At 59.8% G+C, this 10,754-nt stretch carries 12 protein-coding genes; 6 read left to right on the top strand and 6 right to left on the bottom strand.

What is annotated here, in order from left to right; genetic code table 11:
• Positions 1-11: 11 nt before the first annotated feature.
• Positions 12-1,052, bottom strand: coding sequence for a threonine aldolase family protein (locus AC54XV_RS24885; protein ID WP_011269215.1), 1,041 nt, complete (start codon positions 1,050-1,052; stop codon positions 12-14).
• Positions 1,053-1,151: 99 nt separating this feature from the next.
• Between AC54XV_RS24885 and AC54XV_RS24880 the strand changes: the two genes are divergently transcribed.
• On the top strand, positions 1,152-1,898 hold the full coding sequence (locus AC54XV_RS24880) for a TraX family protein (protein ID WP_060409455.1): 747 nt from the start codon (positions 1,152-1,154) through the stop codon (positions 1,896-1,898).
• Between the two features lie 575 nt (positions 1,899-2,473).
• Here AC54XV_RS24880 and AC54XV_RS24875 read toward each other — a convergent pair.
• Both AC54XV_RS24875 and AC54XV_RS24870 read right to left on the bottom strand, forming a co-directional pair.
• The gene (locus AC54XV_RS24875; protein WP_003393654.1) at positions 2,474-3,670 is read right to left on the bottom strand and encodes a class I SAM-dependent rRNA methyltransferase; all 1,197 of its coding nucleotides are present in this window, start codon (positions 3,668-3,670) and stop codon (positions 2,474-2,476) included.
• Between the two features lie 85 nt (positions 3,671-3,755).
• Positions 3,756-4,295: a type 1 glutamine amidotransferase domain-containing protein gene (locus AC54XV_RS24870; RefSeq protein ID WP_003372548.1), complete on the bottom strand. Its 540-nt coding sequence runs from the start codon at positions 4,293-4,295 to the stop codon at positions 3,756-3,758.
• 238 nt (positions 4,296-4,533) lie between these two features.
• Here AC54XV_RS24870 and AC54XV_RS24865 point away from each other — a divergent pair, with 238 nt between their 5' ends.
• From AC54XV_RS24865 to AC54XV_RS24855, 3 genes are all read left to right on the top strand, one after another.
• Positions 4,534-5,346: an HDOD domain-containing protein gene (locus AC54XV_RS24865; RefSeq protein WP_172452203.1), complete on the top strand. Its 813-nt coding sequence runs from the start codon at positions 4,534-4,536 to the stop codon at positions 5,344-5,346.
• Between the two features lie 45 nt (positions 5,347-5,391).
• Complete coding sequence (gene mutM / locus AC54XV_RS24860; RefSeq protein ID WP_003372546.1) at positions 5,392-6,204, top strand: bifunctional DNA-formamidopyrimidine glycosylase/DNA-(apurinic or apyrimidinic site) lyase; 813 nt, start codon at positions 5,392-5,394, stop codon at positions 6,202-6,204.
• Positions 6,205-6,301: 97 nt separating this feature from the next.
• Positions 6,302-6,640: a hypothetical protein gene (locus tag AC54XV_RS24855; RefSeq protein WP_003411945.1), complete on the top strand. Its 339-nt coding sequence runs from the start codon at positions 6,302-6,304 to the stop codon at positions 6,638-6,640.
• 9 nt (positions 6,641-6,649) lie between these two features.
• On the opposite strand, the gene AC54XV_RS24850 is transcribed toward AC54XV_RS24855, so the two are convergent.
• Positions 6,650-6,901: a YfhL family 4Fe-4S dicluster ferredoxin gene (locus AC54XV_RS24850; RefSeq protein WP_003316325.1), complete on the bottom strand. Its 252-nt coding sequence runs from the start codon at positions 6,899-6,901 to the stop codon at positions 6,650-6,652.
• A gap of 98 nt (positions 6,902-6,999) precedes the next feature.
• The gene (gene coaD / locus AC54XV_RS24845) at positions 7,000-7,479 is read right to left on the bottom strand and encodes a pantetheine-phosphate adenylyltransferase (protein ID WP_003348749.1); all 480 of its coding nucleotides are present in this window, start codon (positions 7,477-7,479) and stop codon (positions 7,000-7,002) included.
• Between the two features lie 368 nt (positions 7,480-7,847).
• Here coaD and AC54XV_RS24840 point away from each other — a divergent pair, with 368 nt between their 5' ends.
• On the top strand, positions 7,848-8,510 hold the full coding sequence (locus tag AC54XV_RS24840; protein WP_011269213.1) for a TetR/AcrR family transcriptional regulator: 663 nt from the start codon (positions 7,848-7,850) through the stop codon (positions 8,508-8,510).
• Positions 8,511-8,564: 54 nt separating this feature from the next.
• Positions 8,565-9,419, top strand: coding sequence for a sulfurtransferase (locus tag AC54XV_RS24835; protein ID WP_060400480.1), 855 nt, complete (start codon positions 8,565-8,567; stop codon positions 9,417-9,419).
• A 7-nt stretch (positions 9,420-9,426) separates the two neighbouring features.
• Here the strand turns inward: AC54XV_RS24835 and AC54XV_RS24830 are convergent, their stop codons facing one another.
• Positions 9,427-10,461 (bottom strand): hydrolase, encoded by a 1,035-nt coding sequence (locus AC54XV_RS24830; protein ID WP_032619941.1) that lies wholly within the window; start codon positions 10,459-10,461, stop codon positions 9,427-9,429.
• Between the last annotated feature and the right edge of the window lie 293 nt (positions 10,462-10,754).

Raw genomic sequence — 10,754 nt, 5'->3', positions numbered from 1 at the left:
ATTTAGACGCTTCAGCCCTGCATCACCAGCCTGATATCGGCGGCCAGTTCACGCACGCGGTCTTCTTCGGTGTCCCACGAGCACATGAAACGGGCGCCGCCGTTGCCGATGAAGGTGTAGAAGCGCCAGCCGCGGGCGGTCAATGCAGCAATGGCCGGCTCCGACAGCTGCAGGAACACGCCATTGGCCTGCACCGGGAACATCAGCTCCACGCCAGGAATGTCCTTGACCAGTTCGGCGAGCAGTTGTGCACAGCGGTTGGCGTGACGGGCGTGTTTGAGCCAGGCGTCGTTTTCCAGCAGGCCGACCCACGGTGCAGACAGGAAGCGCATCTTCGACGCCAGTTGCCCGGCCTGCTTGCAGCGATAGTCGAAGTCTTCAGCCAAATCATGGTCGAAAAACAGAATCGCTTCGCCCACCGCCATACCGTTTTTGGTGCCGCCGAAGCACAACACGTCAACGCCGGACTTCCAGGTCAGTTCAGCCGGGGAAGCCTCCAGAAAGGCGCAGGCATTGGAGAAGCGGGCACCGTCCATGTGCAGATGCAGGCCCAGTTCCTTGCAGGTCGCGCTGATCGCCTTGAGTTCTTCCGGCTGATAGACGCCGCCCACCTCGGTGGCCTGGGTCAGGGTCACGACGCGCGGCTTGGGGTAGTGAATGTCCTGACGCTTGAGCGCCACTTCACGAATCGATTCCGGGGTCAGCTTGCCGCCCGCGCTGCGGGCTGTCAGCAGTTTGGAACCGTTGGAGAAAAACTCCGGCGCACCGCATTCATCAGTTTCGACGTGAGCCGTTTCCGAACAGATGACACTGTGGTAACTCTGGCACAGCGATGACAATGCCAGCGAGTTGGCCGCCGTACCGTTGAAGGCGAAGAATACTTCGCAGTCGGTTTCGAACAGTCGGCGGAAATCATCCGAAGCGCGTGCAGTCCATTGATCGTCACCATAAGCGCGTTGATGGCCCTTGTTCGCCTGCTCCATGGCTGCCCAGGCTTCAGGGCAGATACCGGAATAGTTGTCGCTGGCGAACTGTTGGCTTTGGTCTGTCATGGCCGATTCCTTATGGGCGATTATGGTGCGCACTGTAGCGACAATATAAGGTTCGGTCATGTGTTGGCTGCATGACGCAATTCCCCGTTCAGGAGCACTATGGATCTTTCCAACCCGCCTTTTCTGCCCGGACGCAACAAGGCGCTGGACCTGCTCAAGTGGCTGGCGATGTTGAGTATGGTGCTTGACCACCTTCGCTATGTGGGCTGGTCAGTCGATTTTCTTTACGTGCCGGGGCGTTTTGCCTTTCCCTGGTTCTGCCTGGCCATCGCCGTGAATCTTTCCCGGCGCAGCGCAGCGATTGTGGCCCCGCAGGTGCAATGGCGTTATCTGGGCTGGCTGCTGGCATTTGCCGGGCTGGCGGAGATTCCGTATCGGCTGTTCATGGCTGACGCGACGGTGCTGAATGTGATGCCGACCCTGCTGCTGGGGCTGGTGATTGCTCAGGGCTGGCAGCATCGCAATCCGACGACGCGAGTGATGGCCCTTGTCGCACTGCTGCTGACGGCGATCTTCCAGAAATACCTGATGTTTGGCTTTGCCGGTGTGCTGCTGCCGCTGGTCTTTGTGCTGGTGCTGGAAAAGCGGCTCTGGTATGCGGTGTTCCCGGCGGTCTTTTGTCTGGCGGGTAATGCGTGGTCGCAGATGTTTGCCGGTGCGAGCTGGGGCGATCCGATTTCCATCGGTTCGATAGTCGCCTGCGTGTTGGCGCCTGTGCTGGGCATCGCGCTGCTGCGGGCGAAGCCCGGGTTCGCAGTGATTCCCATGCGGCGCTGGGCTTACGCGATCTACCCGCTGCACTTTCTGCTGTTGCTGGGGTTGCGGATGGTGTTGGGCAGGGGTTGATCGGGAGTGTGCAGTGCGTCCTCACACACTTCTCGTTCCTCACGCTCCGCGTGGGAATGCAGTTCGTGACGCTCTGCGTCACACGGCGGTTTTTCTTTGTTAGGTAGATTGGTGTTCGGCTCAGGTCACCTTTTCGCCCCTCGGCGACTTACTTTGATGGGGCCAAAGTAAGCAAAGCCCGCAGCTCCGTTTCCGGCCCGACTTCGTCGGGTTCCTTCGCCCTGTCACTAACGTCGCACTCTGCGTCGTCAGCGCCACCGTGGGAGAAAAGCACTTTTGCGGCAGTGGCTGCGGTCTTGACTATCGTTCCCATGCTCCGTGGACTGCAGTTCGCGACGCTCTGCGTCGCAAGAGGACGCGGAGCGTCCGGAACGGCATGACGACGCAGAGCGTCGCACGATAATCACGAAACTATCGTTCCTCACGCTCCGCGTGGGAATGCATTTCGCGACGCTCTGCGTCGCAGGAGGACGCTGAGCGTCCGGAACGGCGTGCCAACGCAGAGCATTGGCACGATAGTCATAGTCAGGAACAGCGAGCTCTTGCAGGAGCGAAGAGGTCGGGGCGCTTCGGTATCAGCTGTTGGGCAGCAACCGGCAGGTGATGCTTTTGATGTAGCGCGTTTCGGCGATCGCCGGGTGTACCGGATGGTCTGGGCCCTGGCCGCCGCGTTCCAGCAGCTGGATGTTGCGGTCCAGATGGCGGGCGCTGGTCAGGAGGATGTTTTGCAGGTCGTCTTCCGGCAGGTGCATCGAGCACGACGCGCTGACCAGAATGCCGTCCTTGCTGAGCAGGCGCATGGCTTGCTCGTTCAGGCGGCGGTAGGCGCCTTCACCGTTTTTCATGTCTTTCTTGCGTTTGATGAACGCAGGCGGATCAGCGACGATCACGTCGAAACGCTCTTCAGCGGCTTTCAGTTCCTTGAGCGCTTCGAAGACATCGCCTTCGATGCAGGTCATTTTTTCTGCAAAGCCGTTCAGGGCTGCGTTGCGCTCCACGCCATCGAGGGCGAAGGACGACGCGTCGACGCAGGTGACGTCGCTGGCACCGAACGCCGCTGCCTGAATCCCCCAGCCGCCGATATAGCTGTACAGGTCCAGCACACGCTTGCCTTTGACGTAAGGAGCGATGCGCGCGCGGTTCATGCGGTGGTCATAGAACCAGCCGGTTTTTTGCCCGGCCATGACCGGTGCTTCGAACTTCACACCGTTCTCTTCCAGTGCGACCCATTCCGGTACCAGACCGAAAACAGTCTCGACGTAACGATTCAGGCCTTCCGCATCGCGAGCCGCCGAATCGTTCTTGAACAGGATGCCGCTTGGCTTGATGACCTGAACCAGCGCCGCAATGATGTCTTCCTTGTGGTTTTCCATGGTGGCCGAGGCCAGCTGAACGACCAGAATGTCGCCGAAACGATCGACCACCAGACCCGGCAGCAGGTCGGAGTCACCGTAGACCAGGCGGTAGAAGGGCTTGTCAAACAGGCGCTCACGCAGCGACAGCGCAACGTTGAGGCGATGGACGAGCAGAGACTTGTCGAGCGGCAGCTTGATGTCGCGCGACAGCAGGCGTGCGCAGATCAGGTTGTTGGGGCTCATGGCGACGATGCCCAGCGGCTTGCCGCCCGCAGCTTCGAGGATGGCCTGATCACCGGCTGCAAAACCATGCAGTGGGGTGGCGGCTACATCGATCTCGTTGCTGTAGACCCACAGATGACCGGCGCGCAGGCGGCGGTCGGCGTTGGCTTTGAGGCGCAAGCTAGGCAGGGACATGACGTCGCTCCTGAAAAAAGAGCGGGATTATAACGCGTCATCCCGGCGCTGGGCCGGGATGACTGCAATTAACTGACGGAATCTGTCAGGCAGACAGTGCTTCGATCAGTTTGCTGTTGAACGCGGGGATGTCGTCGGGCTGGCGGCTGCTGATCAGCTTGCCGTCGGTGACAACTTCCTGATCGACCCATTTCGCGCCAGCGTTGACCAGGTCATCTTTCAGCGTCTTGAAGCTGGTCAGGGTTTTACCTTTTACCAGGCCGGCCGAGATCAACAGCCAGCTGCCATGGCAGATAACCGCCACCGGCTTGCCCGCGGCCTCGATGTCCTTGACGATCTTCTGCGCGTCGCTGTCTATGCGGATGGTGTCTGAGTTCTGTACTCCGCCCGGCAGCACCACACCATGGTAGTCACTGGCATTGGCAGCCTTGAACGTGCCGTCGATCTTGAAGTCATCGGCAGGTTTGTCGTGATTCCAGCCTTTGACCTTGCCCTCTTCAGCGGAAAGGATTTCCACGGTGGCGCCTGCTTGCTCCAGCGCTTCTTTCGGACCGGTCAGTTCAACCTGTTCGAAACCGTCGGTTACAAGAATTGCTATGCGTTTGCCAGTCAATGCTTTAGACATGGGATCCTCCAGTGTCGGGCTTAAAAGTAGCGTCTGGCAGGCCGTTTTGCAGCCGCCGTTCACGCCGTTAACACAGAGTCCGAAGCTTCGTACCAGGCAAAGTTCCGAGAATATCTTCGTCTCGGATGATGGACCGTTTCTCCGCAAGGGGTCAGAATCCAGTCATCACCGTGAGTAAATTCCTATGTCCGAAGAGCTAAGCCCAGAACAGATCCAGCAAGCGTTGCAGGGCATCAGTGTGCCCCCGCAGCCGCAAATCATGGTGGACCTGCAGATGGAGCAATACATGCCCGACCCGGACCTGGGGGCGATTGCGCGATTGATCGCGCAGGATCCCGGGTTGTCCGGGGCGCTGTTGAAGATCGTCAACTCCGCCCACTACGGCCTGTCCAACAAGATTGCCTCCATCGACAAGGCGGTAAACCTGCTGGGCAGTCGGACGGTGATCAACCTGATCAACGCGCAGTCGATCAGGGGCGAGATGACCGATGAAACCATCGTCGCGCTCAACCGCTTCTGGGATACGGCGCAGGATGTCGCCATGACCAGTCTGACCCTGGCCAAGCGCATCGGCTCGCAGACGGCAGACGAGTCCTATGCTCTGGGCCTGTTTCACGACTGCGGCATTCCGTTGATGCTCAAGCGTTTCCCCAACTACATGCCAGTGCTGGAAGAGGCCTACGCCAACGCGGGGCCCGATTGCCGCATCGTCGATACTGAAAACAGCGCCTTCGACACCAACCATTCGGTGGTTGGCTATTACACGGCCAAATCCTGGCGTCTGCCTGCGCACATTACCGACGCGATTGCCAACCATCACAACGCATTGGCGATCTTTCAGGACGATACCAGTCGTAATGCCACGCTCAAGAACCTCCTGGCGCCCCTGAAAATGGCCGAGCATATCTGCCAGTCCTATCGGGTATTGGGCAACCAGGACGAGGACCACGAGTGGGAATCCATCGGTGCGCTGGTGCTGGACTACGTGGGTTTGTCCGAATATGACTTTGAATACCTGAGGGAAAGCATTCGCGAGCTGGGCGCGCGCTGATCCGGCGCCGTCCCGGCCTGTCCTTTCTGCACGACCGAGTTGTCCATGCCTGAATTACCTGAAGTCGAAACCACCCGTCGTGGCATTGCGCCGCATCTTGAAGGTCAGCGCGTCAGCCGCGTGATCGTGCGCGACAGCCGCTTGCGCTGGCCCATTCCCGAAGATCTGGACGTGCGCCTGTCCGGCCAGCGCATCGTGCAGGTTGATCGGCGCGCCAAGTACCTGCTGATCCAGGCCGAGGTGGGCACCCTGATCAGCCACTTGGGCATGTCCGGGAATCTGCGTCTGGTCGAGGCCGGGCTTCCGGCGCTCAAACATGAGCATGTCGATATCGAACTGGAGTCCGGGCTGGCCTTGCGTTATACCGACCCGCGTCGCTTCGGCGCGATGCTCTGGAGTCTTGATCCGCATAACCACGAACTGTTGATCCGCCTGGGGCCGGAGCCGCTGACCGATCTGTTCGATGGCGAGCGTCTTTACGAGCGTTCGCGTGGCAAGTCGATCGCTGTCAAGCCGTTCGTCATGGACAACGCCGTTGTGGTCGGGGTGGGCAATATCTATGCGACCGAAGCGCTGTTCGCCGCCGGCATCGACCCGCGCCGCGAAGCGGGGAGTGTGTCCCGGGCGCGTTACCTGAAGCTGGCCATCGAGATCAAACGCATTCTGGCCTACGCCATAGAGCGTGGCGGCACCACCCTGCGTGACTTCATCGGCGGTGACGGCAAGCCCGGGTATTTCCAGCAGGAATTGTTTGCATATGGGCGTGGCGGTCAGCCATGCAAGGTGTGCGGCACGACGCTGCGTGAGGTCAAACTCGGCCAGCGCGCCAGCGTGTATTGCCCGAAATGCCAGCGCTGAAATACGTATGACAGGGGCTCTGGGCCATTTGCTTAACCCACAGCCCTGTTTATAGTGATGGCACCTTAACTATTTGCTACGCCTGAAGGATCAAGCCATGAGCCCGTTTCGTATTCTCGCTGCCACGCTGGCATTGTTCATCGGCCTGCAGGCGCTGCCGGCGGTTGCCGCCGATGTCACCACAGGCAGCGGCGATCCGGTCTACACCATCCAGAACCCGCCGGCGTTTGCCATGATCGGTGACTTGCTGATTGCCCGACCCTTGCTGATCGCGGCAACCGTCATCGGCACGGGACTGTTCGTGATCGCTGCGCCTTTTGCGGCGGCAGGCGGCAACCTCGGGGCAACAGGCAAGGCGCTGGTGGTGGATCCGGGCAAGGCAGCCTTCGTGCGTTGTCTGGGTTGCACGGGCGACGGGTACGGCAAGCAGCAGTAAAGACCGTTATCAGGCCTTGCTGGTGATGATCCGGTATTTGTCCATCAACTGCTCTTTGCTCTCGACGTGATTCTCATCCAGGGGGATGCAGTCGACCGGGCAAACCTGCTGACATTGAGGCTCGTCGTAGTGACCGACGCATTCGGTACACAGGTTCGGGTTGATCACGTAGATCTCCTCGCCTTGTGAAATCGCCTCGTTTGGGCACTCGGGTTCGCAGACGTCGCAGTTGATGCAATCGTCAGTGATGATAAGGGACATGAATTGCTCCTGCCGCGGCCGACGCCGGGGCACATTAAAACCAATGCGGCGAATTGTGCCGCATTAGGCTTCGGGATGCACCTTCACATGCAGCGCGTCTAGCGCTTGAAGCGTTCGGTCAGCGCCTGGGCAACTGCAGGGTGAACGAACTTGGTGATATCACCGCCCAACGCGGCGATTTCACGCACTAACGTCGAGGAAATGAACGAGTAGCGCTCCGACGGCGTGAGGAACAGGCTTTCGACGTCCGGTGCCAGCTGACGATTCATGTTGGCCAACTGAAACTCGTATTCGAAGTCCGAGACGGCACGAAGTCCGCGCAGAAAGACATTGGCATTCTGTTCCTTGGCAAAATGCGCCAGCAGGGTCGAAAAACCGACCACTTCCACATTGGGCAAGTGCTTGGTGACTTCGCGGGCCAGCTCGACGCGTTGCTCCAGAGGGAACAGCGGGTTTTTCTTCGGGCTGGCGGCAACCGCAATGACCACTTGGTCGAACAGGCGCGAGGCGCGCTCGACCAGATCTCCATGGCCCTTGGTAATCGGGTCGAAGGTGCCTGGGTACAACACTCGGTTCATCGCGTCGTCCTGGTCGGAGTCCGTTGTGGGACTCGGATGGTATCGCAGCCTTCCCGATGGGCCAAGCTGTGCGGCAGGTATCAAACGTCGTATTGCGCCGATTATCGGCCATGTTTCTACTGAAATCCCTGATTTTGGGGCTATTTGGCGCAGTCACGGGGCCTGGTCGGCGTATGAAAAAGTTTGTAAGGATGACGCTGGTTGATGAGCGAGGTGTCATGCGGATTTTCGGTCCGTCCGGGTGTCGGCCCAGGTCCGTGTGCCTGCGTCGACATAACACTCTCACCGCGACGATTCTGCCACCATTGCAGCATCAGCCTGCGCTAAGATTGCCATCATCTGATCAGCATAGAGTGGTCTGGCCCAGCATGGCACCGCGTACCAAAACCCGTGAACGAATCGTGCAAACCAGTCTGGAACTGTTCAATCAGCAGGGTGAGCGTAGTGTGACCACCAATCACATCGCTGCGCATATGGAAATCTCGCCCGGCAATCTCTATTACCACTTCGCCAACAAGCAGGCGATCATCGCCGAACTGTTCTCCGAGTACGAGGTGCTGATCGGCAGTTTCCTGACCTTGCCAGCCGATCGTGCGCCGACCATCGAGGACAAGCGCGATTACTTCCTGGCGATCATCGACGCCATGTGGCGCTACCGTTTTCTGCACCGTGACCTTGAGCACCTGCTGACGTCCGATGAGGAGCTGGCGCGGCGCTATCGGCGTTTCTCATACCGCTGTCTGATGCAGGCGATGACCATCTATCGGGGATTCATCAAGGCAGGCATCCTGAAGATGGATGAGTCGCAGATCGAGTGGACCAGTCTCAACACCTGGATCGTCCTCACGTCGTGGGTGCGTTTTCTGTGCACCAACCGGGAAAACTCCACGCAGATCAACCAGTCGGCTATTCGACGTGGCGTCTATCAGGTACTTATGCTCGAATCTGTTTTTGTCGCGCCTCAGGCTCGCGAAGCGTTCGATGCACTGTGCGAAACGTTTCACGCGTCGCTGCCCGAGGTTCTGATGTGAATTCCGGGACCGACGAGCAGCCTGCTTGTCAGTTCTCTGCCACGGGAGAGTGTCATGTCCATTGCGCAACTGATCAACCCTGAGCAACTGGCTGAACGCCAGAAAACTCCAGGCCTGGTGATTCTCGATTGCCGTTACGCGCTCGAAGATTCCGACTACGGTCAACGCAGTTACGCCCAAGGGCATATCGAAGGCGCGTCTTTTGCCGATCTGAAGCGCGACCTCAGCGGGACTGTGATCAAGGGCAAGACCGGACGTCATCCACTGCCCGATCCCGCCGCTTTGCTGCAATGCTTTCAGGCATGGGGCATCAACGCCGACAGCGATGTGGTGCTGTATGACGATGGGCCGGGAATGTATGCCGCACGGGCCTGGTGGTTACTGGCGTGGATGGGCAAGCGTGAAGGCGTCTACCTGCTCGATGGCGGGCTGAAGGCCTGGCACGCGGCGGGGCTGCCGTTGAGCCTCGATGCGCCGAACCGTGAATCCGGTCATTTCAGCGGTGAGCCAGACATGTCCATGGTGCTCAGCGGCAGTCGCTTGCAGGGTCGTCTGGGGCGCCCGGAAATGACCCTGATCGACGCGCGCGCCGAAGCCCGCTTTCGAGGCGACGTAGAGCCTATGGATCCGGTGGCCGGGCATATTCCCGGTGCGCAGTGTGCCGCCTGTACCGACAACCTCGGCGCGGACGGACGCTTTTTGCCGCCCGGGCAGCTCAGGCAGCGTTTCGCCGAAAAGCTGCAGGATCGCCCGCCGGAGAGTCTGGTGTCCTATTGCGGTTCAGGTGTCACCGCCTGCCACAACCTGTTCGCCCTGTGTCTGGCTGGCTATCCGCTGGCTACGCTGTATGCGGGGTCGTGGAGCGAGTGGATCACCGATCCTGAGCGTGAAATCGCCACGGGCGCCTGATTCGTTATCAAATCGTGGGCGAGCCTTCGCGCTCCTGAGCGGCGCATAACCACAGCGGGATGCGACGTTCGAGGTAGTAACGCGGAGTGCGAAGCGAGCCTTCGACGAAGCCGACATGCCCGCCTTTGGTGTGCAGTTCGAATTCGGTGCAGGACGACAGTTCGCTGGGTTCGGGCAGGCTGTGAGGGAACACGAACGGGTCGTCGCTGGACTGGATGATCAGCGTCGGCGTCTGAATCTGGCCCAGGTAGTAGCGGCTGGACGCCCTGCGGTAATAATCCGTGGCATCGGTAAAGCCGTGCAGTGGTGCAGTCACCCGGCCATCGAAGTCCCAGAAGGTGCGCATGTTCTCCAGTGAACCCAGCGCGGCGAGTTCGGCCAGCCCCTCGCTGATGCCTTCATGCTGGAACCGATGCTGCTTGTCACGGATATAAGCCAGCATTTCGCGCATGAAGTGCCGCTGATAAACCCGCGAGAAGCCTTGGCCGATACGGTTGGCGCATTCGTCCAGACGAAACGGCACGGACACCGCCACGGCCCCCCGCAAATCACTGTTGGCGCCGGATTCACCCAGGTACTTGAGCAACACATTGCCGCCCAGCGAATACCCCACCGCATAAATCGGAGCCAATGGCCGCAGCGAACGCAAATGGGCGATCACCTCGGCCAGATCCTCGCTCGCCCCGGAGTGATAACTGCGCGACAGCAGGTTGGGCTCTCCCGAGCAACCGCGCCAGTTCAACGCCACACTCGGCCAGCCCTGCGCCGCCATGGCTTTTTGCAGACCGGCGACATAGGGCGAGTTGGACGACCCAGTCAGGCCGTGCAGTACCAGCACCAAGGGTTTATCGGGCTGATCAGGACCATGCCAGTCCATGTCCAGAAAGTCCCCGTCCTGCAACCACAACCGCTCGCGCGTGCGCGCCAGCAACGTCGGCTTGCGCAGCAGCGGCCCCCAAAGCGTCTGCAAATGCGGATTGCCCATGCCGACGGCCGGGACGAATGGATTGGCATGGGACACAAAGGTAGGGCGTGTGGGCACGTGCTTGCTCAACGATCAATTCAGGGGTGACTGGCTATACGTTGCCACTAAGCTGTCCGGGATGTAAGGGGGAAGCGCCGGAATGTATTCATGACACTCTGCATGACCACGAGGACGCAGAGCGTCCAGAACTGCATGCCGACGCAGAGCATCGGCACGATAGTTACAAGAGTCTCGTTCCGCACGCTCCAGCGTGGGAATGCCGTTCATGACGCTCTGCGTCGTCAAGAGGACGCGGAGCGTCCAGAACTGCATGCTGACGCAGAGCATCGGCACGATAGTTACAAGGGTTT

It is taken from the genome of Pseudomonas fragariae (ex Marin et al. 2024), assembly GCF_059621105.1.
This window is presented reverse-complemented; position numbering and strand designations above follow the sequence as displayed.

Excerpts from the sequence above, each read along its gene's own strand:
- AC54XV_RS24875 (WP_003393654.1), bottom strand. The coding sequence starts at position 3,670 with ATGTCCCTGCCTAGCTTGCGCCTCAAAGCCAACGCCGACCGCCGCCTG.
- AC54XV_RS24855 (WP_003411945.1), top strand. The coding sequence starts at position 6,302 with ATGAGCCCGTTTCGTATTCTCGCTGCCACGCTGGCATTGTTCATCGGC.
- AC54XV_RS24850 (WP_003316325.1), bottom strand. The coding sequence starts at position 6,901 with ATGTCCCTTATCATCACTGACGATTGCATCAACTGCGACGTCTGCGAA.
- coaD (WP_003348749.1), bottom strand. The coding sequence starts at position 7,479 with ATGAACCGAGTGTTGTACCCAGGCACCTTCGACCCGATTACCAAGGGC.
- AC54XV_RS24870 (WP_003372548.1), bottom strand. The coding sequence starts at position 4,295 with ATGTCTAAAGCATTGACTGGCAAACGCATAGCAATTCTTGTAACCGAC.
- AC54XV_RS24835 (WP_060400480.1), top strand. The coding sequence starts at position 8,565 with ATGTCCATTGCGCAACTGATCAACCCTGAGCAACTGGCTGAACGCCAG.
- AC54XV_RS24880 (WP_060409455.1), top strand. The coding sequence starts at position 1,152 with ATGGATCTTTCCAACCCGCCTTTTCTGCCCGGACGCAACAAGGCGCTG.
- AC54XV_RS24885 (WP_011269215.1), bottom strand. The coding sequence starts at position 1,052 with ATGACAGACCAAAGCCAACAGTTCGCCAGCGACAACTATTCCGGTATC.
- AC54XV_RS24840 (WP_011269213.1), top strand. The coding sequence starts at position 7,848 with ATGGCACCGCGTACCAAAACCCGTGAACGAATCGTGCAAACCAGTCTG.
- mutM (WP_003372546.1), top strand. The coding sequence starts at position 5,392 with ATGCCTGAATTACCTGAAGTCGAAACCACCCGTCGTGGCATTGCGCCG.